General features: G+C 46.6%; 18 protein-coding genes. 8 read left to right on the top strand and 10 right to left on the bottom strand.

Annotation, left to right across the window (positions count from 1 at the left end; translation table 11 throughout):
* Positions 1-218: 218 nt before the first annotated feature.
* Complete coding sequence (gene metH, locus FTU54_RS11645; protein ID WP_104487315.1) at positions 219-3,908, bottom strand: methionine synthase; 3,690 nt, start codon at positions 3,906-3,908, stop codon at positions 219-221.
* 481 nt (positions 3,909-4,389) lie between these two features.
* Here metH and FTU54_RS11640 point away from each other — a divergent pair, with 481 nt between their 5' ends.
* Positions 4,390-6,009: an inorganic phosphate transporter gene (locus FTU54_RS11640; RefSeq protein WP_005179429.1), complete on the top strand. Its 1,620-nt coding sequence runs from the start codon at positions 4,390-4,392 to the stop codon at positions 6,007-6,009.
* Between the two features lie 323 nt (positions 6,010-6,332).
* Here the strand turns inward: FTU54_RS11640 and FTU54_RS11635 are convergent, their stop codons facing one another.
* The 3 genes from FTU54_RS11635 to FTU54_RS11625 form a co-directional block, all read right to left on the bottom strand.
* Positions 6,333-7,871: a hypothetical protein gene (locus FTU54_RS11635; protein WP_180074782.1), complete on the bottom strand. Its 1,539-nt coding sequence runs from the start codon at positions 7,869-7,871 to the stop codon at positions 6,333-6,335.
* A gap of 174 nt (positions 7,872-8,045) precedes the next feature.
* Positions 8,046-8,204, bottom strand: a complete 159-nt coding sequence (locus FTU54_RS11630) for a hypothetical protein (protein WP_005179424.1) — start codon at positions 8,202-8,204, stop codon at positions 8,046-8,048.
* A 122-nt stretch (positions 8,205-8,326) separates the two neighbouring features.
* On the bottom strand, positions 8,327-8,944 hold the full coding sequence (locus FTU54_RS11625) for a rhomboid family intramembrane serine protease (RefSeq protein ID WP_005179422.1): 618 nt from the start codon (positions 8,942-8,944) through the stop codon (positions 8,327-8,329).
* A gap of 159 nt (positions 8,945-9,103) precedes the next feature.
* Here FTU54_RS11625 and nfuA point away from each other — a divergent pair, with 159 nt between their 5' ends.
* On the top strand, positions 9,104-9,742 hold the full coding sequence (gene nfuA / locus FTU54_RS11620) for a Fe-S biogenesis protein NfuA (protein WP_005179419.1): 639 nt from the start codon (positions 9,104-9,106) through the stop codon (positions 9,740-9,742).
* A 178-nt stretch (positions 9,743-9,920) separates the two neighbouring features.
* On the top strand, positions 9,921-12,107 hold the full coding sequence (locus tag FTU54_RS11615; RefSeq protein ID WP_163170301.1) for a TonB-dependent receptor domain-containing protein: 2,187 nt from the start codon (positions 9,921-9,923) through the stop codon (positions 12,105-12,107).
* Positions 12,108-12,145: 38 nt separating this feature from the next.
* On the opposite strand, the gene FTU54_RS11610 is transcribed toward FTU54_RS11615, so the two are convergent.
* Entirely contained in the window at positions 12,146-13,153 is a 1,008-nt protein-coding gene (locus FTU54_RS11610; RefSeq protein WP_180054986.1) for a hypothetical protein, read from the bottom strand.
* 14 nt (positions 13,154-13,167) lie between these two features.
* Entirely contained in the window at positions 13,168-14,190 is a 1,023-nt protein-coding gene (locus tag FTU54_RS11605) for an alpha/beta fold hydrolase (protein WP_180074781.1), read from the bottom strand.
* 309 nt (positions 14,191-14,499) lie between these two features.
* Between FTU54_RS11605 and FTU54_RS11600 the strand changes: the two genes are divergently transcribed.
* The gene (locus FTU54_RS11600; RefSeq protein ID WP_034598190.1) at positions 14,500-15,114 is read left to right on the top strand and encodes a carbonic anhydrase; all 615 of its coding nucleotides are present in this window, start codon (positions 14,500-14,502) and stop codon (positions 15,112-15,114) included.
* Positions 15,115-15,210: 96 nt separating this feature from the next.
* Here the strand turns inward: FTU54_RS11600 and FTU54_RS11595 are convergent, their stop codons facing one another.
* Entirely contained in the window at positions 15,211-15,822 is a 612-nt protein-coding gene (locus tag FTU54_RS11595; RefSeq protein WP_005179403.1) for an arylesterase, read from the bottom strand.
* Between the two features lie 32 nt (positions 15,823-15,854).
* Here FTU54_RS11595 and FTU54_RS11590 point away from each other — a divergent pair, with 32 nt between their 5' ends.
* Positions 15,855-16,580 carry an ABC transporter ATP-binding protein gene (locus tag FTU54_RS11590; RefSeq protein ID WP_168383173.1) on the top strand — a complete coding sequence of 242 codons (726 nt, stop codon included), beginning with the start codon at positions 15,855-15,857 and terminating at the stop codon, positions 16,578-16,580.
* 1 nt (position 16,581) lies between these two features.
* Positions 16,582-19,065 (top strand): ABC transporter permease, encoded by a 2,484-nt coding sequence (locus tag FTU54_RS11585; RefSeq protein WP_180074780.1) that lies wholly within the window; start codon positions 16,582-16,584, stop codon positions 19,063-19,065.
* Positions 19,066-19,099: 34 nt separating this feature from the next.
* Here the strand turns inward: FTU54_RS11585 and FTU54_RS11580 are convergent, their stop codons facing one another.
* Positions 19,100-19,918, bottom strand: a complete 819-nt coding sequence (locus FTU54_RS11580; RefSeq protein ID WP_180074779.1) for a rhomboid family intramembrane serine protease — start codon at positions 19,916-19,918, stop codon at positions 19,100-19,102.
* 78 nt (positions 19,919-19,996) lie between these two features.
* On the opposite strand from FTU54_RS11580, the gene mtgA reads away from it, so the two are divergent.
* Together mtgA and ppk1 are read left to right on the top strand one after the other, a co-directional pair.
* Complete coding sequence (gene mtgA, locus FTU54_RS11575; RefSeq protein WP_005179383.1) at positions 19,997-20,671, top strand: monofunctional biosynthetic peptidoglycan transglycosylase; 675 nt, start codon at positions 19,997-19,999, stop codon at positions 20,669-20,671.
* Between the two features lie 111 nt (positions 20,672-20,782).
* On the top strand, positions 20,783-22,864 hold the full coding sequence (gene ppk1 / locus FTU54_RS11570; protein ID WP_152342460.1) for a polyphosphate kinase 1: 2,082 nt from the start codon (positions 20,783-20,785) through the stop codon (positions 22,862-22,864).
* Between the two features lie 93 nt (positions 22,865-22,957).
* Here ppk1 and oxyR read toward each other — a convergent pair whose 3' ends face one another.
* Positions 22,958-23,857, bottom strand: coding sequence for a LysR family transcriptional regulator OxyR (oxyR, locus tag FTU54_RS11565; protein ID WP_005179377.1), 900 nt, complete (start codon positions 23,855-23,857; stop codon positions 22,958-22,960).
* Positions 23,858-23,870: 13 nt separating this feature from the next.
* Positions 23,871-24,806 (bottom strand): alpha/beta fold hydrolase, encoded by a 936-nt coding sequence (locus tag FTU54_RS11560; protein ID WP_045796061.1) that lies wholly within the window; start codon positions 24,804-24,806, stop codon positions 23,871-23,873.
* Between the last annotated feature and the right edge of the window lie 26 nt (positions 24,807-24,832).

Raw genomic sequence — 24,832 nt, 5'->3', positions numbered from 1 at the left:
GATCGAGTACAAGGCTAGCAGCTTCAACTTTAAACTCTGGAGTAAATGTACGTCTTGGTTTCATAAGCACCTCATTGGTGAATCTATTATCACCTAATTTGGTGTCCAACTTTATTAAACCACTACACATGACAAAGTCCCCCTTTGAAAAAGGGGGATTTAGGGGGATTTAGGGGGATTTTTAGTTCCCCCTTTAATAAAGAGGACTAGAGAGATTCTTAAGAAATCGAATCATCCAAATTTGGCGCTAACCAACGTTTCGCTTCATCCAGTGTCCAACCTTTACGCTGCGCATAATCTTCAAGCTGGTCGCCTGCGATTTTACCCACGTTAAAGTACTGGCTTTCAGGGTTGGCATAGTAGAAACCACTGACTGATGAAGGTGGCCACATCGCAAAGCTGCTGGTCAGTTGCGTACCAATCTTGTCAGTTGAGCCTAACCAGTCAAATAAAGGCGCTTTTTCAGAGTGCTCTGGGCAAGCAGGGTAGCCCGGTGCAGGACGAATCCCGACATACTTCTCTTTAATCAGCTCTTCATTTGACAGTTGTTCATTGGCCTGATAGCCCCAGAACTCTTTACGGATACGTTCATGCAAATGCTCGGCAAAGGCTTCGGCAAAACGGTCACCTAAAGACTGTACCAGAATGGCATTGTAGTCATCGCCTTTGGCTTTGTACTCATTGGCCATTTCTTCTGCACCAAAGATCGACACGGTAAAGCCACCTAAATAGTCTTCCGCTTCACCTTTTGGCGCGACAAAATCGGCCAGTGACAGGTTCGGTTTGCCAGTGACTTTGTCTGACTGCTGACGAACGTGCTGGAAAGTATGCGTGACATGCGTACCTGTTGCATCATACACTTCGACTGAATCTGCACCGGAACGGTTGGCCGGATACAGGCCAAATACCGCGCGCGCATCAAAGCGTTTATTGTCGATAATATCTTTCAGCATCGCCTGCGCCTGATTGTATAAATCGGTCGCTGCTTCACCCACCACTTCATCGGTCAGGATGGCTGGGAATTTACCGGCCAGACTCCATGAAATAAAGAATGGCGTCCAGTCAAAATATTCAACCAGAGTTTCCAGCGGATAGTTGGTCAGGGTCTGGGTACCAATAAAGTTTGGTTTTACCGGTGTATTGGCTTTAAAGTCAATTTTCAGGCCGTTTTCAATTGATTCTGCATAAGACAGTTTCGCCGCTTTAGGCTGCTTGTTGGCAATCCGCTCACGTACTTTGGCATATTCAGCACGAGTGTCTGCTACAAAGGCTGGTTTCATGTCTTGTGACAGCAGGGTGGTTGCCACACCAACAGCACGTGAAGCATCAGCCACATAAATCACCGCATCATTGGAATATTGTGGATCAATTTTCACAGCCGTATGCGCTTTCGAGGTGGTCGCACCGCCAATCATCAATGGAATATTGAAGCCTTTACGCTGCATTTCTTTGGCCACAAAGACCATTTCATCCAAAGATGGGGTGATCAGACCCGACAGGCCAATAATATCGACTTTTTCATCAATCGCAGTTTGCAGGATTTTCTCTGCCGGTACCATCACGCCCAGGTCAATAATGTCATAGCCGTTACAGCCCAAGACCACACCAACAATGTTTTTACCAATATCGTGGACATCGCCTTTTACTGTGGCCATCAGCACTTTACCTTTGGACTCGCCCACAGTTTTTTCTGCTTCGATGTACGGGTTTAACCAGGCCACCGCCTGTTTCATCACACGGGCCGATTTCACCACTTGCGGCAGGAACATTTTACCGGCACCAAACAGATCGCCGACCACGTTCATACCGTCCATCAGTGGACCTTCAATCACATCTAGCGGACGTTTGGCTTTTAAGCGGGCTTCTTCGGTGTCTTCATTAATAAAGGTGGTAATTCCTTTAACCAGCGCATATTCCAGACGTTTTTCCACCGGCTGGTTACGCCATTCCAGGTTTTCTTCTTCTTTTTTAACGCCCGACTGACCGCGATATTTTTCCGCGACTTCCAGCAGTTTTTCCGTAGCATCCTGACCGCTGGTACCCTGATTCTGGTTCAGAATCACGTTCTCAACCGCATCTTTCAGTTCCGGGTCAATATCATCATAAATGGCTAGCTGACCAGCGTTTACAATACCCATGGTCAGGCCCTGTTTAATCGCATAGTACAGGAACACGGCATGAATTGCTTCACGCACTGGCTCATTACCACGGAAAGAGAACGACACGTTAGAAATACCGCCAGAAATCATGGCATGTGGCAGATTCTGTTTAATCCAGCCCGTGGCTTCAATGAAATCCACCGCATAGTTGTTGTGTTCTTCAATACCGGTTGCAACCGCAAACACGTTCGGGTCAAAGATAATATCTTCAGCCGGGAAGCCCACGTCATTGACCAGCACATCATAAGAACGTTTACAGATTTCTTTTTTACGTGCGGCAGTATCGGCCTGACCATTTTCATCAAAGGCCATTACGATCACGGCAGCACCATACTGACGGCATAGACGCGCTTTTTCGACAAACTCGTCATAACCTTCTTTCAGGGAAATCGAGTTGACGACAGCTTTACCTTGTACACATTTCAGACCGGCTTCAATAATTTCCCATTTAGATGAGTCAATCATGATTGGCACGCGGGAAATGTCCGGCTCAGAGGCCACCAGATTCAGGAAGTGCACCATTGCGCCTTGTGAATCGAGCATGCCTTCATCCATGTTGATGTCGATGACCTGTGCACCGCTTTCAACCTGTTGACGGGCCACATCCAGCGCTTCGGCAAAGTTTTCTTCACGAATCAGACGCAGGAATTTTTTCGAACCGGTCACGTTGGTCCGCTCACCGACGTTCACGAACAAGGAATCTTTGGTGATGTTAAATGGTTCTAAACCACTTAAACGGCAGGCAGGTTCAATTTCTGGCAGTTGACGCGGTGCAATACCTTCAACGGCTTGTGCAATGGCACGGATATGATCCGGCGTGGTGCCACAGCAACCACCGGTAATATTAATTAGACCGCTTTCGGCAAATTCTTTTAAGAAGGCAGCAGTTTGTTCCGGGGTTTCATCATAACCGCCAAAGGCATTTGGCAAGCCGGCATTCGGGTGTGCAGAAACAAAGACATCGGCCACATCGGATACGGTTTTTACGTGTGGACGCATGGCATCTGCACCTAAGGCACAGTTAAAGCCAATAGAGAGTAAATCACCATGACGCACCGAGTTCCAGAACGCTTCAGCAGTCTGGCCGGTTAAGGTACGACCTGAGGCATCGGTGATGGTACCGGAAATCATCAACGGTAATTCGCGGCCCAGCTGTTTAAAGACTTCTTTTACCGCAAAAATTGCCGCTTTACAGTTCAGGGTATCGAAAACGGTTTCAATCAGCAGAATATCGGCACCGCCTTCAATCAGGGCGTGCGCGGCTTCAATATAGTTTTCTTTGAGTTCATCAAAAGTGATATTACGGAATGCCGGATCATTCACGTTTGGTGAAATTGAACAGGTGCGTGAGGTTGGCCCCAAGACACCCGCCACAAAACGTGGTTTTTCCGGTGTTGAATATTTTTCACAGGCAGCTTTGGCCAGACGCGCAGCTTCACGGTTAATTTCCGGAACCAGCGTTTCCATGTGGTAATCCGCCATGGAAACACGCGTGCCGTTAAAGCTGTTGGTTTCAATAATGTCAGCGCCGGCATCTAGGTAGGCTTCATGAATACCTTGAATAATCTGCGGCTGGGTCAGTACCAGCAGGTCATTGTTGCCTTTCAGGTCATAGGCCCAGTCAGCAAAACGCTCACCACGATAATCGGCTTCTTCCAATTTATGGCGTTGGATCATGGTACCCATGGCACCATCGATAATTAAAATTCTTTTGGCAAGAAGTTCTTTCAGGGTAGCAAGCGTGGACATAAAAAACCCTTGTTTTGATGAATCAGAAATGCGCAATATTTTAGCAGAGTTCGACTGCTTTTTTCTGCAATTGATGGGATGGAACGGAACTTTGTGGCATCTTTGCTGAAAAAGTATACGTTTTCATGGGTTTATTTTGAAAATATACACATCGTTATAAATAAATCATTGTAAGGATTCATAAAATTGTCATATAGCTATGGCAGCATGAGATGGCCTAAAAATGGGCCGGGTTTTGCTGTGCTTGTAATATTTCAGTGTCATCAAAGATGACAGCAGTGACAGAAAACCTGATGAAGATGAGATGGTGGTTTATAAGTTTTTGATTTATTTTAAATAGTTTGATTTTTTGTCTATAAAATTATCAGGAAATTGTGGCAAATAAAGTAGAAAAATTACTTTATTTGACCTGCTTTTGTCATATAATTGTCACAATTTAACTGAACAATAAGGGGATTTTGTATCCTCTTTTCCTGCTTGCATGAATTCTAATCAAACTCCCGTAGATTCAGCACACCAGTCGGCTCCGAAAAAGTCGACCAATGTTCATGTGCCAACACCGAAATTCTTTATGCCGGTGTTTCTAACGCTTATTATTTCAACGCTTATTTATATTGGCTTTCAATTATCGGCAGATTTATCGCATGTTCCGGCGCTTAGCCTGTATTCGGTGATTCTGCTGGCCACCGCTTTATTTATTGCGCTGGGCTTTGAATTTGTTAACGGTTTCCATGACACCGCCAACGCGGTGGCTACGGTCATTTATACCAATGCCTTGTCTGCACCAGTTGCGGTAATGTGGGCCGGTTTCTGTAACTTCCTTGGGGTGATGGTCGCCAGTGGTGCCGTAGCCTACGGTATTATTGCCTTACTACCGGTCGAGCTGATCATGAATGTTGGCTCAGGCGCAGGTTTTGCCATGGTCTTTGCCATGCTGATTGCGGCCATTCTCTGGAACTTAGGCACCTGGTTCCTCGGTATTCCGGCTTCAAGTTCGCATACCTTAATTGGTTCCATTCTGGGTGTGGGAATTATGAACTACATCCTCAATGCGGGCGCTGGTGCATCCGGCGTGGATATGGAACAGGTGATGAAAGTCGGTAAGGCTTTACTGTTCTCGCCATTAATTGGTTTTGCCTTTGCTGCCGTACTGTTCCTGCTGGTGAAAAAGATTTTCAAACGTCAGCTGGAACTGTTCCAGCCGCCTGAAGGCAACAAACCGCCACCACCATTAATCCGTGCCATCCTGATCTTTACCTGTACTGGGGTGAGCTTTGCCCACGGTTCTAATGACGGTCAGAAAGGCATGGGCTTAATCATGCTGATCCTGATTGGGATTGTGCCATTGGCTTATTCCTTGAATAAGGAACTGGACAACCAGCATATTCAGTCTTTCCAGCAATTGTCGACGCAAACCGCGTCTGCAATTTATGCCAACCATACCGATATTCCGGATGCGCAGGCCCGTGAAGTAATCACCAAGTACATCCAGACCAAGGAAATCACCCCGGAAGTGGTACCGGCTTTGGCCAGTTTGACTGATCATTTAGGTGAGCGTGTGGGTCAATACGGCGATTTGAAAAATATTCCGGAAGCAGAAGTGGCAGCATTGCGTAATGATATGTACCTCAGCACCACGTCATTCAAGCGTCTGGATAAAGCGGAAGCTTTACCTGCCATGAGCAAGGAACAGGAAAAAGTGGTCGATGATTACCGTGACCATCTCGATTCCTTCCTGCAATATATTCCAACCTGGGTTAAAGTTGCGGTGGCACTGGCACTGGGCTTAGGAACCATGGTCGGCTGGAAGCGTATTGTGGTCACCGTGGGTGAACGGATTGGTAAACAGCACATGACTTATGGTCAGGGTATGTCAGCCGAGCTGGTGGCGATGTCGACCATTGCTGCAGCAGATGGCTTTGGTATGCCGGTATCGACCACGCATGTCTTGAACAGTGCGGTGGCCGGGACCATGGTGGCGAATAAATCTGGCCTGAATTTCCAGATGGTTAAAACCATTCTATCGGCGTGGATTTTCACCTTGCCTGCAACCATCTGTTTATCGGGTGGCCTGTTCTGGTTATTCCTGAAAGTATTCTAAGCCGGTTCATCCGCAATAAAAAACGCTGCCTGGGCAGCGTTTTTTTATATCTGTAGATGAAACAGATGATCCAAATGCTAAGTCGTGACGTCCTTTATTTTTTAGATAGACAGCAAATCTACAATGCATTCTCTCAAGGGGTGAGGGCTGGGGGTAAGGAAATAGCCTAAGCAATATCAAAGCTTCTCTTTCTTTAATGAACCTATCCACTATTTTATCTTTCAGGTAGACAGCAGGTCTCTAAAAAAATCTCCCTCTCCGTTTTGGATACGTAGCACCGCTACACAAGAGAGAGGGAACGATCGAAGAGAGATTAAAATCTCTTATTTCTTTAACTTGGCCAGTAAGCCTTTAGGCAGCTTCTCGGTAGCAAAACCATATAAGGCTGCAAAAGGCAGGGCAGTACGGGCCAAATATGCGACACGCCATAAACCGCCATGGTTGGCCCCTTCCATCATCAACTCTAAAGGATGGTTCAGAGTCACTTCCGGATTGGCCCCCGACTGTGGATTACGCAGGTCATGAATCCAGAGCGCGGCCATAATCGCATTGGTGGTTTCTGGCGCAAAAGCTTCTACATCAAACAGGCTGGCACCATTAAATGCCGCTTTTAATAACGGATTTTTAGTCACCGAATAGGTCGTGGTTGATGGTGCAATATTAATGCTGACGCGTTGTCCCTGATGACGGGCGAGGGTGGCGCGCCATTGCTGAATACGTTTGGCCAGCGCATAGTTCGGTCCTTGTTCTACCACCAGACAGTCGGCAATGCCGTAATCCTGTCCATTGTCTGAATGGACCAGATCATGCAGGTTTTTCTGGAAGAAATGCTGCGCCGTAACCGTTGAAACCCCACGGGTCAGCAGTTGCTGGGCTTTCGAGCGCTGCTGATACTTGTCTTTTGAGGCCTGAATCACATCGGCAGGCACTGCATAGACATCAGTTGGGGTGCACATAAACATCAGGCTGGTCTCGGCTTTTTGCGCGCTGACAGCCTGCATAATCGCATCCATCGCCATGGCCACACGCACGTGTTTTTCACCATCTAAATAGGCAATTGCAGCCAAATCCAGCTGCTGTTCAAACTGGGTTAGCCACTGGGCAATTTCAGGAGTTTGAGTCAGTAAATTGGCGCCAAGCTGCTCTTTTAATAGCTCAGTCGTGCTGTTTTCATCTACCGCTTCAGTCGCTGGTGCATACAGGGTGGCATTACCCTGTTGCACGGTTTCTAGAATTTTGTTCCAGACCTGGGCATTGGGTAAATCGACCGCGACAATATTGGCTTTCCATTTCGATAGCCAGGTCAGAGGGCCAGCTTCAGAAGCAGCGCCAAACAGCACCATGGTGCGGTCCGATAAATCAAACCATTCCGGATGAGCCACTGCTGCACGCAAAGCTTGGGCATGACTGTGTTCGATAATCCCGCCATCTTCCCAGCGCTGGATTTGCTCAAGCAGTGCCTGACCTTGCAGTTGTTGTCCCTGATATGGCACATACCACTCCGGCGTTGCCGTGCTTTGGCCCTGGATTTTAACTGTATGTAAAGGCTGGGCATCGAGGCTCATCACATCTTTCAGCAGATGTTTTTGACCATGTCGATAAAACTCGAAACTGCCATGCGCTTTATTCAGGCCCTGTTCGGCAATCTGAATCGGGTTCTGGCAGGTCTGAATACCGTATTCGACCAGCGCCTTAAAATATTTGGGATACTGTTTGCGCCAGTTTTTTTCAGACAGGGTTTGCTGGGACAGTTGCGGTGCAACACCGGCCAGTGCCTCGGCAATAATCGCACGTCCTGTGCGTGAAGTACTGGGTTTCTGGTTTTCGAAATGTGGAAATTGTAGGCCGTCTAATGTGGACATGCAAAAACTCGCAGCTTGAAAGCAAATTAATATACAGATGTATACATTATCTATGCCAAATTGTGAGATGGGGTGGCATTAACTACCAAAATTGTATGAATTATCCAATGAAATTGCAGTTTATGAGGACGCAGTAAAAAGCCTCCATTCTGGAGGCTAAATGGAAAAATGGGCTTAGCAGCGGCCTTTTTTGGCCTGACCTGGTGGGCAGAAATCTCCTGGATGGCCATAAATACGTGAGTCAGGATCAATCACCAAACGGCCTTCTGGGGTATGGACGGCACAGGCACTCAAGCTCAGTAAACAGCCGGCAATCAGAAATAACTTTTTCATCTCTCATCTTCCATCTTCGTTATTATTCGAGTTATTTTAGACGCCAACCGCTGCGGCATACTGTGTTAATTTGTAGTTATGCGTTGTCAAAATATACCGCAGGCGCTTCAAATTGCTCAAATTTAGAACGGAAGCTGGCTAAGTTTATTCAGGAAATGTGGAATTAAACGTGGCTCAATCATAATGGTGATAATCACCCCATAGGCTGCTCCCCACAAATGCGCGCTGTGGTTAATATTGGAATTGCCACGTTTACCCGACCAGATGCTATAGGCCACATACAGCACCGCAAAAATAATTGCCGGAACCGGAATAAAGAACACAAAAATCAGTTTCCATGGTTCAAACAGGATATAGGCAAACAGTACTGCAGACACCGCACCGGAAGCACCCAGGCTGGCCCAGCGATGATCATTTTTGTGTTTCAGATAACTCGGTAAAATTGCGGCAATCAGACCGCCTAAATAAAACAGTACAAAGCCCAGATCATACAGATATTGACGGTAAAAGCTTTCAATAATACTGCCGAAGAAAAACAGGGTAATCATGTTAAACAGCAAGTGGGTACCATCGGCATGGACAAAACCGTGAGTAATGAAGCGGTCATATTGACCCCGTTCCAATGCCGGTGGCCAGAAAATCAGCCGGTTCATGACTTTTTCTTTGGAAAAAGCAATAAAGGAGATAATCGCTGTAATCACAATCAGCGTAACAGTATGATTAAACGGTAAATCTAACATAAACAGATGTTCTTCTTTTCGGGTTTCCTGATCATAATGCCATTAAAAAACAAATGAAACAGAACTTTCATAGGATAATTCCGACAATTTTAGTTGAATTTTTTTAATTCCCCCGCATCTTCAGTTAAAATGGCAACTTCAGCATGAGGAAATATTGTTATGTCGACTGAGAACCACAGCACTGCAGTTGCAGAAGAGATTCCAAACTTATTGATCACCCCAAATGCTCAAGAGTATTTAAAAGATTTATTGGCAAAGCAAAATACACCGGGGATTGGTGTGCGTGTTTTTGTTGAGAATCCTGGAACGCCGCGTGCTGAGTGTTGTATGGCTTATAGTGCGCCAGAAGAAGTCGTACCAACAGATTATAAGCAGGATTATCCGGATTTTCCGGCCTATATCGACACCCCGTCTATTCCATATTTACTGGATGCGGTTATTGATTACAACAAAGACCGTTTTGGTGGTCAGCTGACCTTCCGTGCGCCTAACTCGAAAGTGCCACGCGTGGGTCCGGATGCCTCAATCGAAGAGCGTATTACTTACGTATTACAGTCTGAAATTAACCCGGGCCTTGCCGGTCACGGCGGTAACTGTGCCTTGGTGGAAGTAGTTGAAGATCCGGAACACGGTTTAACCGCGATCCTGAAATTCGGTGGCGGTTGTCAGGGCTGTTCAGCGATTGATGTCACGCTGAAACAGGGTGTGGAAACCACATTAAAACAGCATGTGCCTGAATTAATGCGTGTGGTAGACCAGACTGACCACAGCCAGGCCGAAGGTGCTTATTTCAAATAAGTCTTTAAGCTATTTAAGTTTAACTTTAAAAAAACCTCGAATATTCGAGGTTTTTTAACAACACTAAGGTTAATGATAATAATTATTAATAACAATTGCATTTAGATGTTTTTCCGTTACAATGCTTCACAAATTCATCACTTTTTATTCATAAATTACCTGTGGGGCACCTTCGGATATGAACAAGCCGTTTATGAAATCGACTTTAGCTTTTGCTGTACTTTCAACATTGGCTGCTTCAGTACAAGCACAAAATAAATCAGTTGAAGAGCAACAACCAGTCGCGCAGTCTGAAGCTACAAAACTGCAGACTATTGTTGTAACGGCAAGTGGTTCTGAAGTAAATGTAAAAGATGCTCCTGCTTCTATTACAGTCCTCACCGCAGAAGAAATTGCCAAGCAACCAGTAAAAAGTATTTCTGAGCTTCTGGCAAAAGTACCTGGTGTATCAGGTGGTATGGGTCTAAATGGTGAAGGTGCGAAAATTAAACTTCGTGGTTTACCTTCTGAATACTCTTTGATTCTGGTTGATGGACGCCGTATTGGTAATTCATCACGTACAGCTTATCGTACAGACTTACAACGTCAGGATTTAAACTGGATTAATCCAGAGAATATTGAGCGAATTGAAGTTGTAAAAGGCCCAATGTCGTCTTTATATGGTTCAGATGCGATGGGCGGTGTAATTAATATTATTACCAAAAAGACAGCTCAAGAATGGGGTGGCTCAGCGACTATCAATTTAGAAAAACCTGCAGATAGTACAGAAGGCGATACTCTTCAAATATCAGCAACTGCGAGTGGTGCAATCACAGATACAGTGAGTGCTCGTATTACAGCAGGCCGTACTGAACGTGAAGCTGACCAGAATGTTAAAGATCTTGAAAGTTCAACAACTGGTATGCGTAATGATACGGTTGAAGGAAGTCTTGTTTACCGCCCAACAGATAATCATCAGTTTGAGCTTTTTGGTAGTTATGGTAGTCAAACCAATACGAATCCGACCTATGCACCAAATGTTTCTGATGGGGAATTCTGGTTAGGTTCAGCTGGTGATAAAAATGAAACAGAATCTCAACGTCTTGGTCTGGCTTGGGATGGAACATATTCTTGGGGAAGTTCAAATCTAAGTGTTTATCAGAATAAATATGATCGCAGTACTACAACAGAAGTTGATGGGGTATTTAGCCCAACTGTTCAAAAAACAGAATTAACCGTTGTTGATGCTAAAGTGAATTTACCGTTTGATTTTGTTGTGCCGCATAAATTAACTGTAGGTGGTCAATTCCGTTCTGAAGAATTAACCAATGATCGTACTTTAGGTATTGATTCAAATGGTGCACCTTCGATTGATGGTAATGATTACACAGGTGATTCAACAGTAGCGGCTGATGTTTGGGCGCTATTCTTTGAAGATATTTTAAGTATTACACCTAATTTCGATGTGACAATTGGTGGTCGTCTGGATAAAGATGAACGCTATGATGCGAACTTCAGTCCACGTGTATACGGTGTATATCATTTTAATGACGCATTAACATTCAAAGGCGGCGTTTCTACGGCTTTCCGTGCTCCTGATCTTGTTCAAACTGCGCCAGGTTTCAGTACAGGTTCACGTGGTAAAGGTTGTACTTCTCAATTTGGAAAATATGATCCTGTAACTAATCCTACCGGTTTCCAAAGTAGCTATGATGCAAATACTAATCCGTTTGTAAACTGCTATAATACTGGTAATCCTAATCTGGAAGCAGAAGAATCAACAAACTATGAATTAGGCTTCCAATATGATGACGAAAAATATTCAGGTGGTTTAACTTATTTCCATACCGATTTTGATAACAAACTGGTGAACATGCCTGTTAAGCATATTCCTGCTGAACAAATTAATGACCCGCGTTATCCGAAAGGCGTATGGTATGTCGCACCTGATAATGCTGAAAAAGCTCGTATTCGTGGCCTAGAAGGCACCTTTGCAGTTAATCTGACCGATTATGCACGTTGGTCAACAAATGCAACTTATTTCTTTGAATCTAAAAATTTAGATACTGGTGCGGCATTAATCAGTACACCTGAGCTGTCAGTTCATTCAGCACTAGATTTACAAGCTTCTGATGCACTCGCTTTGCAAATGAACCTGCAGTATATTGGTAAGCAATATACAACAGAAACAACAGATGTAAATGCGTGGGCAAAAGCCTATACCTTATATGGTGTGAATGCGAACTACACTTTGAATGATAATGTCACTGTGCGTGCTGGTATATCAAATTTATTTGATGAATCCATGGAAACTACCGATAGTTCTGAAGATTATTATTCAATTCAAGGTCGTACTTATTTCGTTGGTTTAACGACACGTTTCTAATTTTATAAGTAAAAAAAGCCGCTTGAAAGCGGCTTTTTTTAGTCTTCAATCTTTAAAATTTTTAAGGTATTTTCAGCATAATAGAATTTTGCCAGATAGGCACGGGCACGTTCCCGTAAATACTGCTGCGACAGCATCTGCTGAATCACCGGGTTCAACAGCTGCTGTAATTCTTGCTGAATCAGGGCTTCATCAATATTCAGATCACGCAATAACAGGTCAAAAGTGCGTTCCTGATTACGGACATACCAGGCGTGTACCCCATCATGTAGCTGCTGTTTTAAATAATCACTCTGGCGCATAAAGTCCCAGATTTCATGACCCAGCGCCACAGTCTGTGGCAGATCCTGTACTTCAATATAGTTTTTTAAGACCGACAAAGGCAGGTCTTTAATCTTGTGCCAGATATTGGCCTGCAGATGATAGAGCTTGTCATCATCAAAATGCTGGTTCAGGACCGATTCACTCATCTGGCTAAGCTTTAAGATATTCTTTTGCAAATAGGCGCTGACTGCACTGTCTAAACTGGAATCGGTCACTGTTTCCAGTACCGATTTGCCCATTTTCATAAAACGCGACACGCCAGGCACGCTTTTGGCAATCAGTGAATTGTCCAGATAATCCTGAATCGAGTGCTGGATTAACTGGCTGATCATTGCAGAAAAGGCCGGATTACTGACCACGGTTTTAATCAGACGCTGACGATGGCCACTTTTGCTGGCCACATACTGGGCAATTTTATCAATGGTCAGTACCGGAATGACATCGGCAATTTTGGCGCTGTCATTCACCGGATGCACCAGGGCAAAGCGGATGTGTTCTGCAATCTGTTCAATCAGAAAGGCGCTGGCCGGCGTGTCCAGAATCTGTTTTTGCAGCAGGGCATTCAGCTGTTCGCAGCTCCAGAGATCTTTCAGATGCTGCTTGCGGAACCAGTGATAAAAATGCAGAAATTCCTGCTGTACGGTTTCAGGCTGAGAAAACTCATGTGCTAAAAAGTCAAGATGAGCTTCAATCAACTGCTCAAGCATCGGGTTTTGCTGCATACAATCTCTGGAACTTAGTTTAAAGGAATCAGTTTATCAGCTAGCGGGTTTTTTAGGTTCTGTGTTTTGGCCAGGAAGGGTAAATAATGTTGTACCACCTGCTGTTCGGCTTCCAGCATTGGCACATGACCGACATTATTTAAAATGACCGGGGTTTCTGCGCGTTTAAACAGACCCTGTAATTCTTTGGCCACTTCAACATTAATAATTTTATCGTGCTTGCCCCAGAGAATCAGGGTCGGTGCTTCAATATTGCGGGTGAGACGGGCAAAGCTGTCCGGGGTATAAATCCGGTTCAGGGTTACCATCTGATCAATAAATTTTAAGGATTGACTGGCCCGTGAAATTAACAGTTTTTCCTGGGCAGATTTAAACTGCTCTGGTACTTTCGGCGGGTTTTGCATCAGCTGATGCGCAATATGGTCTAAATCGCCCGGCGCGGTGACCACCAGATTTTTCAGTAACAGCGAGTCTTTGGTATAAGGCGTATTGGAGTGTTTGTAAATACCGGCACTGTTCAGCAGGAACAGGCTTTGGGTATCAAACGGATATTGGGCCGCATAGACCGTTGCCACAGAGCCACCCAGAGAATGCCCGGCAATATTCAGCTTGTCGGCAATATTCAAGGTTTCTACCAGCTGACGCAATTGCGCGCTCATGCTCGGTACAGACAGGTCAAAATTGCCCGAACTCTGGGTTTCACCGGTATTGGGTAAATCGGGGATAATCACATGATAGGACGGGGTGAGAAATTTGGCCACCCGGTTCCAGTTGTCGCGGTGTCCGGCAAAGCCATGTAACAGCAAAATGGTTGGCCGATTAACATCGCCGCCTTCATTATAGCGCCAGGTAATATTGCCAATTTTCAAGCTTTTCGAGACCAGACCCGCCGCCTGGCGTTCAGTCTGATAATAATGCTGCACCACTTGCTGTTCAGGCGAGAGTTTGGCGGCAGAGCTGAGCAGAGGTGCAGACAGTGCCAGTGTCAGGACTGCCAGTCGTGGCCAAGACAAAAATCGCGAAGAATCCTGCTTCATTGACGATATCCCCAAGAATATTTTTTAAATAGGCGTCGGCTTGGCTTGTTTGAATTGTGTAAATTTTCGCCTTAAGTCGAATTGAAAATGCTGTTTCTGGTTATTGTAAGGGCTTTGCAGAAAATGTCACCTAGCTGTTTTTTGATCGGGTTGGTGTGCTGCTTTTGAAGTGTGATGTAAATCGCAATTACTTTAGGAAAATTTGAAAAAATTTATCTTATAAAAATTGATCAGCTATTTTTTTTGCAAGTGACTTTGTCCCGGCAGAGGATTAAAATGCTGAAAATTCAAAAACTGGTGGTAACAAGAATGCTCACAGCTCAAGAGGCTTTAGAACGTCTTAAACAAGGAAACCAACGTTTTGTTTCGGGCAATACCAATCATCCGAAACAACTAACCCACCATCAACGTGCAGAGATGGCCGAAGACCAGAATCCTTTTGCGATTGTGCTCGGTTGTTCTGATTCACGTGTACCTGCAGAAATGGTTTTTGATCAGGGACTCGGCGATCTGTTTGTGATTCGTGTGGCAGGGAATATTGTTGCGCCATCTCAGGTCGGCAGTGTTGAATTTGCGGCAGAGCGTTATGACTGCGCCGTGGTTGTGGTCTTGGGCCATAGTCACTGTGGCGCGATTCAGGCCACCATTGATACCTTGATGTGCCCGGACTGTCCACCATCTGCCAATCTGATGTCAATTGTGAACCGTGTTCGCCCGTCCGTAGAAACGCTGATGCAGACTGAACTGAAAAATGATTTGGCCAAGCTGTCGAAACATGCGGTTCGTTCCAATGTGTTTGCCTCAGTCAATCAGCTACGTCATGGTTCAGCAGTGTTAGAAAACCTGATTGAACAGGGGCAGCTGAAAGTCGTAGGTGCAGAATATTCATTAGAAACCGGTGAAGTAACTTTCTTTGATTTTTAATTGATTCTAAAAATAATCAAAAAGCGGGCATTGATGTCCCGCTTTTTTTATCGCTGAAATCCGGATCTTGAAAACCATCTCAGCGTTGAATCGGCTTTATTTTAATGCTGCCTGAATGAAGGGATAGGCATTTTTCAGCAAAATGGGCTGGGCTGCAGCCGTCGGATGGATCAGATCTTTTTGCATCAGGGTATTTTTACCGGCGACACCGTCTAGGAAGAAGGGCAGTAATTTGACCTGATAACGCTGGCTCACCACTTTGTAGTTATTTTCAAACGCCTTGCTGTAGGCGCTGCCATAATTGGGTGGCATTTTCATGCCAAATACAATCACCTTGGCTTTGGCCTGTTGACTGTGCTGAATCAGCCGCGCCAGATTATTTTGAATCAGCTGCGGTGGCTGACCACGCAAGCCATCATTACCGCCCAGTTCAATTACCACCACATGCGGCTTATGCGTTTGCAGTAATTTGGGCAAACGTGCCAGCGCGCCGCTGGTGGTTTCGCCACTCACACTTGCATTGACCACTTTATGCTGTTTCGGATACTGTTGCTCTAAACGTTTTTGTAACAGATGGACCCAGCCTTGTTGTGGTTGCAAACCGTAACCGGCACTTAAGCTGTCACCCAGAATCATGATGGTTTTGGCAGACACCAGCATGGGCATGAAGGCAAGCCCCGCCACAGCGAAATAAGCAAAACAACTCATTTTGAAATTGCGAATGTGCATTTAAGGATACTATGACTCAATTCACTACAGATACCGCCATCATGCCACAAAGCATTATTTCTGCCCAACAATTGACACAAAAGATACAACTTGCACAAAAAACACTGACGATTTTTGAAAATTTAAATCTGGAGATCCGGGCGGGGGAACAGGTGGCAATTACCGGCCGTTCCGGTTCAGGCAAATCGACCTTATTGGGGATTCTGGCGACCTTGGATCAGGCCAGTGCCGGGCAGTTAACGGTCTGTGGTGAATCAATTCAGGAGCTGAATGAAGAACAGCGTGCGCTGGTGCGGCTGAAATATATTGGTTTTGTATTCCAGTCGTTCCAGTTATTGCCGCATTTAACCGCACTGGAAAATGTCATGCTGCCGCTACGCTTGCAACCGAATTTTAAATTTGCCGAGGCCGAACACAAGGCGCGTAATCTACTGAAAAAAGTCGGACTGGAACGGCAGGCAGAGCAGACCCCGAAAGTCCTGTCGGGTGGTGAGCAGCAACGGGTGGCGATTGCCCGGGCTTTAATCAGTGAGCCTAAAATCATTTTTGCCGATGAACCGACCGGGAATTTAGACAGCGAAACCGCCAAAGAAATTGAACAGCTGTTATTTCAACTGAACCGTGAACTGGGGACTACCTTGGTGCTGGTGACGCATGATCCGAAACTGGCGCAGCAATGTCAGCGCCATTTTGAACTCAGTCAGGGACAATTGCTGGAACACCCGGCAGGAGGATGAGATGAACCCGTTATTTCGTCCTTTACTGACCCAGAGTTTTAAAAGTACCGGTGTTTATCTGTTACTGATTGCGCTAATTCTGGCAATTAGTGCCACAACCGCGCTGAAATTCAGCAATGAGCAGATTCAAAATGCGGTGGCTTTGCAGGCGGCAGAAATGCTGGCCGGTGATCTGGTGCTGTCTGACAATAAACCGATTGCACCGCGCTGGGAAGCGGCGGCCGATGAGTTAGCGCTAAAGCAGTCGCATGTTACGGTGTTTAGCTCGATGGCGCACACCGGCGATGAATTTGTGATGGTGAATGTCAAAGCCATTGATCAGGCCTTTCCGTTACGCGGCGAACTACGGGTTGCACCGCAGCCTGCTGCTGCCATTCAACCGGGCGAGGTCTGGGTCAGCCAGCGCGCGATGGAGCTGCTGAAAATTCAGGTGGGCGATACCTTAAATATTGCCGATGGTGCCTTTCAGGTCACAGCCAGCATCGAGCATGATTCCAATCAGGAACTGGGTTTTAACGGTTTTTCACCGACGGTGATCATTGCCCAGCAAGATGTGGCGCGTACCAATGCCATTCAGGTCGGCAGCCGGATTAACTATCGTTTGCTGATGGCCGGCACACCCCAGCATACCCGCCAGTTCGAGCAGGATTTTAAACAGTATCAGGAGAGCTTGCCCAAGACCCAGGAAATTGACGGGCAGAATATTAGCGAACCAGATGGGCTGCGCCTGCGCAATGCCAGTGAAGGCAATACCCGCTTGATGCGTCCAATTGCCAATCTGGATACCTTTTTACAGCTGGCCAATATTCTCACCATTTTACTGTGTGGCATTGCCATTGCTCTGACCAGCCAGCGTTATGTGCAGCAGAATCAGGATCATATTGCTTTAATGCGTTGCATTGGCGCGACCAAGAAACAGATTCTGGGCGCTTATCTGACCTTGTTGGCGGTGGTGTTGTTACTGGCGATGCTGCTCGGTAGTGCGGTCGGCATTACGCTAGGCTATGGGCTGTTGCAATTGATGTTACAGCTGATTCCGCATTTGCAATTGCAGTTTTCCGCTGTCGAGATGCTGCTGGGGCCACTCCCGATTGCCATGCTGACCAGTGCCGTGGTACTGCTGGGCTTTATTCTGCCAAGTCTGTGGCAGCTGCTCAATACCCCACCAATCCGGGTGATTCGCCAGCAGGAAAAATCAGTCCAGTCGATGCTATGGATGCTGCTGACCGGCACACTCAGCCTGATGCTGTTTAGTGTGGTGCTGACTGAAAATCTTGTGCTAACGCTATGGGTCATGGGCGCCATCATCCTGCTGTGTAGCGTACTCTATGCCGTAGTCTGGAGTTTCCTGAAACTGATCCGTAATTTAAAAAGCGGCATCTCGGCCTATGTACGCACGCCGTATCAGACTACGTTTCAGATCACCGCACTGGCGCTGGGCCTTAGCCTGATTACCGTGCTGGCAGTATTACGTACCGATCTGCTGGATCGCTGGCAGCAGCAATTGCCGGAAGGCACGCCGAACCAGTTTGTTTATGGTTTACCACCGTTTGATATGCCGGAGTTTCAGACTCAGCTTGAACAGCTGGGCTGGCACAGTACGCCGCTGTACCCAAATGTGCGCGGGCGGCTGGTGGCGAAAAATGATCAGCCCTTTGCAGAAGCGCTAATCCAGCACAATAATTCGCTCCGACGTGAATTAAACCTGACCCAGGCCGAGCGCTTTCCGGCCGATAACCTGATTGTGGCCGGACAGGAACAGTTTAGTCAGGTCGGGCAGGTCTCGGTTGAAGCCAATACTGCGCAAGAGCTGGGCATTGAGATTGGCGATACGCTGACCTTTAGTTTGCCGGAAGGCTTGTTGCAGGCCAAAGTCATCAATCTGCGCAGCGTGGAATGGGAAAGCTTTAGCCCGAATTTCTTCTTTATTTTTTCACCGCAGACCATGGATGAAAATGCCGGCAGCTATCTGGGCAGTTTCTATGTGCCAGAGCAGGACCGTCCGGCACTGGTGCAGCTGATCCAGCAGTTTTCCAATACCGTATTTATTGATGTCAGCCTGATTCTGGAAGAGATTAAACGGATTGTGAATGTGTTGGTACAGATTATTACCATTCTGGCAGTATTGGTGGCCGTGTCTGGGATTCTGGTTCTGATTGCCTGTTTAAACCTGCTGATGGATGAGCGGAAACGTGAGGTGGCCTTGCTGCGTTCTTTTGGTAGTTCCAAGCAGAAATTAAAACGGATGATGAGTCTGGAAATTGGCCTGATTGGCGGGATTGCCGGAGTGGTGGCCTGTCTGTTTGCCGAGGTGATTAGTGCGATTGCCAGTTACCGGATGGAACTGGCAATTCAGCCACATTGGGAAATCTGGCTAATCTTGCCGGTTGTAATGACTTTATTGTGTGCTTTAATTGGCCGTTATCGGCTTAGTTATTTATCTGATATTCCGCCTTTGCAAAGTCTGCGAGAGATGAATCAATAAGTTTCATCTCTGCATTAAAATGGTGGGGTATGCGTTACAGCTGCAATTGCTGGCGCATCATCTGTAGAATTTCCTGCCACAGCGGGGCAAGCATCTGTACCTGTTGCAGACAGTACTGATAAAACAGCCAGCTGATGATGGCGGCGCCGGCCAGCCCCAGCAGCGAAAACAGCGCTGACTTGTGCAGCTTCTGGCCGATGTACCAGATAGCAGCCAAGGCCGCGCCCATCACCATGCCGCCAATATGTGCGGCATTGTTAATTCCGCTAATCATAAAGCCCATAAACAGGTTTAGGCCCATTACCAGCAATAAGGTTTTTTTATCCAGCAGAAAACGCTGTTTTGGCAGACGTGGCAATAATGATAAAACCGTCAGGGAAGCACCCAGACCCATCACTGCACCGGATGCACCAGCGCTCACACTTGGCAGTAAATCCGGGCTGGTCAGGCCATGCGCGAGAATCTGTAAGGAATCCTGAATCTGCAAATAGCCACTGAGCAGGCTGCCCATCAGTCCGGCCAATATGTATAAACCTAAAAAATACAGCCGACCAAAGAGCTGTTCGGCCACGCTGCCAAAAATATACAGGGCCCACATATTCAGCATCAGGTGAATCATGCCAAAATGGAAAAACATACTGCTGAACAGACGCTGCGGCTGTTCGAGAAAGGTCAGGGGAGCATAGTCGGCGCCCCAGAGAATCGCATCTCGGGTGCTGGGCTGGCTGGCATCGACACCGGTCAGGATTTGCCAGGCAAATACACCAATATTGAGGGCAATCAACAGGGCCGTCAGCCACCATAAATGCGTTTCGGGTTTACGGTGAATCAGCGGCGGTGAATATTCAGACATGCTATTTTTATACAATGATGATTTATTTCGTTATAAGCTTAACACGAAAAATTCACGCCTCAGGAGCCCCAAGCTGACATGAAAGCTTTTATTGTCCGTACCTTATTAATTCTTGTCAGTCTGTTTTTATTGATCCAGTTGTGGATTTTCTCGAGTCTGGCCTGGTGGCGAACCCAGCCGGTACAAAGTACCATGATGATGCGCCTGGACTACTGGTCAGATACTTCCCAGCCTATCCGGCATGAATGGCGTGACTATGACCAGATCAGTGAATATCTGAAAAAAGCCGTGGTCGCTGCCGAAGATGGCAAGTTTATGCAGCATCATGGCTTTGACTGGGAAGGTATTCAGCATGCACTAGAACGTAATAAAGATCAGGGTCAGGTGGTGGCTGGCGGTTCGACCATTTCCCAGCAGCTGGCGAAAAACCTGTTTTTATTTAACCAGCGTTCGTTTTTGCGTAAAGGTCAGGAAGCGATTGCCACTTGGATGATGGAACGCATGTGGAGCAAGCAGCGGATTCTGGAAGTGTATTTAAACTCGGTAGAGTTTGGTGACAACATTTACGGCATTGAAGCGGCGACCCAGCATTATTTTGGCAAGTCTTCACGCAGCCTCAGCCGTGAAGAAGCGATTTTTCTGGCCGCGATTTTACCGAATCCGAAATATTATCAGGACAACCGTTACGGTCGTGGTCTGGAACCGCGTAAGCGCATGATCCGTAAATACATGCGTTACAGCGAGATTCCTTGAGTTGTAAAATTGAAAAAAAGCCCACAGCAGTGGGCTTTTTTTATGAAATTGTCACAAAATTGAAGCATACTTATGAATAGTGAATACTTGAGAAAAAGTCATAGGGTGCATATGAATACGGCAGCGAGCGCGACCCCTGCGCAAATAGACTATACCTATAATGATCGATACATCAATCGTGAGCTTTCTATCCTCGATTTCCATTTGCGCGTGCTGGAGCAGGCAGTCGATCCTTTGCATCCCTTGCTGGAACGTATGAACTTTTTACTCATCTTTTCACGTAACTTAGATGAGTTTTTTGAAATTCGTGTTGCAGGGGTGATGGAACAGCTGGATTTGGGTAATGAAAGCCGTAGCCCGGATGGCTTGACTCCAAAACAGGTACTGGAGCAGATTTCCCAAACTGCCCACGCTGCCATTGAGCGCCAATACCGTATTTTAAACCAGGAAATTCTGCCTAAACTGCGTGAAGAAGATATCTGTTTCTTGCGCCGTGGTGAACTAACGCCAGCCCAATCGGCCTGGGTGAAAAAATATTTTCAGGAACAGGTGGCACCGGTTTTAACGCCAATCAGCCTGGACCCGGCTCATCCATTCCCGCGTCTGGTCAATAAAAGCCTGAACTTTATTGTAACGCTGGAAGGGAAAGATGCTTTTGGCCGTCAGATTGACCTAGCCGTGGTGCCAGCACCGCGCTCTTTACCACGTGTGGTGCGTTTACCAGATGAACTGACCGGTGGTAAAGAACATCACGTGATGCTGTCTGCGATTATTCATGAGCATGTATCGGACCTGTTCCCGGGCATGACTGCGACTGGCTGTTATCAGTTCCGTGTCACCCGTAATGCTGACTTGGCCTTAAACGAAGATGTCGAAGATCTGGCCAAAGCGCTGAAAGGTGAGCTGAACTCCCGTCGTTTTGGCCGCGCGGTGCGTCTGGAAGTGACCCAGAACTGTCCGCAACCGATTTATGAATATCTGCTGAATGAGTTCGATCTGCATGAAGATCAGCTCTATAAAGTGGATGGTCCAGTGAATCTGGCGCGTTTATTGTCTAACTTTAAACGTCCGCATTTACGTTATGATTCACATACGCCAGTGATTCCGAAAGTGTTGAAAAAGTCCGAGAATATTTTCTCGGCCATGCAAAAGCAGGATATCTTGCTGCATCATCCGTTTGAATCCTTTGCCCCGGTGATTAACCTGCTGCGTGAAGCGGCGCGTGACCCGCAGGTACTGGCAATTAAACAGACCCTGTACCGTAGTGGTGCCGATTCTGAAATCGTACAAGTCTTAGCGGAAGCGGCGCGTAATGGTAAAGAAGTGACCGCGGTCATTGAGCTGCGTGCGCGTTTTGATGAAGAATCCAACATTGCTGTGGCCAACGTGCTGCAAGAGGCCGGCGCGGTGGTGGTCTATGGCATTGTCGGTTATAAAACCCATGCCAAAATGATTCTGGTGGTGCGCCGTGAAAACAACAAGCTGGTGCGTTATGTGCATTTGGGCACCGGTAACTATCATGCCGGTAACGCGCGGATTTATACCGACTACGGCTTGCTCACCACCGACAAGGAACTCTGTGAAGATGTACACCGTATTTTCCAGGAACTGACCGGCATGGGCAAAATGGCCAAGCTGAAAAAGCTGTTACATGCGCCGTTTACCCTGCATACCCAGCTGATCAACTTTATTGATGATGAAATTGCCAATGCTAAAGCCGGTAAACCAGCACAAATTATTGTGAAGGTGAATGCCTTAACTGAAATGCAGCTGATCAATAAACTGTATGAAGCTTCCCAGGCTGGCGTGCAGATTGACCTGATTATCCGTTCGATTTGCTGCCTGCGTCCGGGCTTGCCGGGGTTGTCGGAAAATATCCGGGTACGCTCCATTGTTGGCCGATTCCTGGAACATACCCGCGTGTATTATTTCAGCAATAATGGTGATGCGCGTATTTACTGTTCAAGTGCTGACTGGATGGACCGTAACCTGTTTAACCGGGTTGAAGCCTGCTTCCCGATTGAAGATCCGGCACTGAAAAAACGTATTTATCAGCAAGGTCTGCAAATTTATCTGCAAGATAACCAGCAGGCGTGGCTACTGCAGGGGGATGGCACCTGGGTTCGTGCACAGGCCGCAAAAGGCGAGCCAGCTTCCAATGCGCAGCGCACCCTGATCGAGATGATTCAGTAAGCGAAGCAAGCCTGATATTTAAAGAATGTCAGGCTTTTATCCGCTAAAAAAATAAGGAGCTGATGCTCCTTATTTTTATGGGTATTGAAGAACTTAGCTGTGCGAGATTTTTTGCAGAATCTGCAATAACACATCAAATTCGCTTTGCAGCGGAGTACTCTTACGCGTTACTAAGGCCAGGGTACGGGTAGGTGCTGCGTCAATCTGTTTTACCACTAGTTCTGAATTGGCCTGAATCATATTGGTATGAATGGCAATTTCAGGCAGTAAGGTAAAGCCGAGGTTGGCTGATACCATTTCCACCAGAGTTGGTAGTGAGCTGGCTTTTAAACGATGATCATTTTTACGCTCGCCAATCGGGCAGGCACTTAAGGCATGATCACGCAAGCAGTGGCCTTCTTCCAGCAGCATCAGGCGAGACAGGTCCAGATCTTCTAAAGACTTGGCCTGAGCCGAATGTGCATCGGATTTATGGTGGACCAGTACCAGATTTTCTTTGGCAATTTCGGCAACTTTCAGACTGCGGGTATCAAACGGTAGCGCCAGTAACACCATATCCAGGTTACCGTGTTCCAGTTTTTCTACAATTTTTTCACTTTGTGCTTCATGCAGGTGTAACTGGATTTTTGGCAGTTGCTTATGCACTTCATCCAACAGCTGCGACAAAATGAACGGTGCAATGGTTGGAATTACACCTAAATGCAGGTCGCCGGTTAAGGGCTCGCTCATTTCACGGCTTAGGCGCATCAAGTCCTGCGCATCGGCCAATAGAACACGCGCTCGGGCTACAACTTGTTCACCGAGAGGAGTCAAACGTACATTCTGGCGATCGCGTTCAACCAATACGCCACCCAATAAGCGCTCTAACTCCATGATCCCGCCCGACAATGTCGATTGAGTCACGAATGAACGGCGCGCCGCTTCTGTAAAATGCAACGTTTCAGACAGTGTAACGAGGTATGACAGCTGTCTTAAGGATGGTAATGCAGCCATAGTGTCCTAATGCTTATAATTTAAAGTGATGAGCAAATAATTCGCTAAGATATGGAATGAAATGCGGAGGGATATCATGCCCCATTCCTTCAATTAATTCAAATTTAGCGTCAGGTATTGCTTTCGCAACAGCCTTACCATGTGCAGGTGGAAGTAAGCGGTCACGAGAACCATGAACAACCAGCGTGGGCTGTTGGATCTGCTTGTCCAGACTGCGCAATGAGCCTGTACATAATATTGCTAAAAACTGCTGAAGTACACCCGCTGGATGGTAACTTCGCTGATATAATTTACGGGCGGTCTGTACCGCTTCCATTTCATTCAGATAACCTGGCGAACCAATCACTTTAAACAGTTTCAGGCTGTGGTTAATAATGCCTTCTTCATCATTGGATGCCGGCTTGCCCACTAGGCTGAACAGCTGTTTCGGGAAAGGAGGTGGTAGGAAAGGCTGGTTGTTGCTGGTAAACAATAGTGCCAGTTTTCTGACCTTGTCCGGATAGCGGGCCGCCAGAATCTGTGCAATCATGCCGCCCATTGAAGCGCCAATCACATCAACCTGTTCCAGCTCCAGTTTATCAATCAGCAGGGCCACATCATCGGCCATATCATACAGGTTATAAGGCGCCCCCTGATTTTCTAAACCCAAGGCAAAACGGCCCATCAGTTTTAGGGTATTCAGGCGCTCGCCCTGATGGCGTACTTTAGAGGACAGGCCAATATCGCGGTTATCAAAACGGATGACCCGAAAGCCTTGGTCAATGAGCGACTTGCAGAAAAAGTCTGGCCAATACAGCAGCTGTGCACCCAGTCCCATGACCAGTAAAATGGTCGGATTGCCAATTTCGCCGCCCATTTCGACATGCAATTCAATGCCATTGCCCAAGTCGACTTTGGTTTCGTGCATAAAACTGCTGTAAGGTGAAACATTTAACCGCAAACTATTCATTCTTATATTCCTTTCTTCAAGGTGAG

Origin of the sequence: Acinetobacter sp. YH12116 (assembly GCF_013418895.1) — a bacterium.
Classification (GTDB): Bacteria; Pseudomonadota; Gammaproteobacteria; order Pseudomonadales; family Moraxellaceae; genus Acinetobacter; species Acinetobacter indicus.
This window is presented reverse-complemented; position numbering and strand designations above follow the sequence as displayed.

Excerpts from the sequence above, each read along its gene's own strand:
- metH (WP_104487315.1), bottom strand. The coding sequence starts at position 3,908 with ATGTCCACGCTTGCTACCCTGAAAGAACTTCTTGCCAAAAGAATTTTA.
- FTU54_RS11640 (WP_005179429.1), top strand. The coding sequence starts at position 4,390 with ATGAATTCTAATCAAACTCCCGTAGATTCAGCACACCAGTCGGCTCCG.
- FTU54_RS11635 (WP_180074782.1), bottom strand. The coding sequence starts at position 7,871 with ATGTCCACATTAGACGGCCTACAATTTCCACATTTCGAAAACCAGAAA.
- FTU54_RS11630 (WP_005179424.1), bottom strand. The coding sequence starts at position 8,204 with ATGAAAAAGTTATTTCTGATTGCCGGCTGTTTACTGAGCTTGAGTGCC.
- FTU54_RS11625 (WP_005179422.1), bottom strand. The coding sequence starts at position 8,944 with ATGTTAGATTTACCGTTTAATCATACTGTTACGCTGATTGTGATTACA.
- nfuA (WP_005179419.1), top strand. The coding sequence starts at position 9,104 with ATGTCGACTGAGAACCACAGCACTGCAGTTGCAGAAGAGATTCCAAAC.
- FTU54_RS11615 (WP_163170301.1), top strand. The coding sequence starts at position 9,921 with ATGAACAAGCCGTTTATGAAATCGACTTTAGCTTTTGCTGTACTTTCA.
- FTU54_RS11610 (WP_180054986.1), bottom strand. The coding sequence starts at position 13,153 with ATGCAGCAAAACCCGATGCTTGAGCAGTTGATTGAAGCTCATCTTGAC.
- FTU54_RS11605 (WP_180074781.1), bottom strand. The coding sequence starts at position 14,190 with ATGAAGCAGGATTCTTCGCGATTTTTGTCTTGGCCACGACTGGCAGTC.
- FTU54_RS11600 (WP_034598190.1), top strand. The coding sequence starts at position 14,500 with ATGCTCACAGCTCAAGAGGCTTTAGAACGTCTTAAACAAGGAAACCAA.
- FTU54_RS11595 (WP_005179403.1), bottom strand. The coding sequence starts at position 15,822 with ATGAGTTGTTTTGCTTATTTCGCTGTGGCGGGGCTTGCCTTCATGCCC.
- FTU54_RS11590 (WP_168383173.1), top strand. The coding sequence starts at position 15,855 with ATGACTCAATTCACTACAGATACCGCCATCATGCCACAAAGCATTATT.
- FTU54_RS11585 (WP_180074780.1), top strand. The coding sequence starts at position 16,582 with ATGAACCCGTTATTTCGTCCTTTACTGACCCAGAGTTTTAAAAGTACC.
- FTU54_RS11580 (WP_180074779.1), bottom strand. The coding sequence starts at position 19,918 with ATGTCTGAATATTCACCGCCGCTGATTCACCGTAAACCCGAAACGCAT.
- mtgA (WP_005179383.1), top strand. The coding sequence starts at position 19,997 with ATGAAAGCTTTTATTGTCCGTACCTTATTAATTCTTGTCAGTCTGTTT.
- ppk1 (WP_152342460.1), top strand. The coding sequence starts at position 20,783 with ATGAATACGGCAGCGAGCGCGACCCCTGCGCAAATAGACTATACCTAT.
- oxyR (WP_005179377.1), bottom strand. The coding sequence starts at position 23,857 with ATGGCTGCATTACCATCCTTAAGACAGCTGTCATACCTCGTTACACTG.
- FTU54_RS11560 (WP_045796061.1), bottom strand. The coding sequence starts at position 24,806 with ATGAATAGTTTGCGGTTAAATGTTTCACCTTACAGCAGTTTTATGCAC.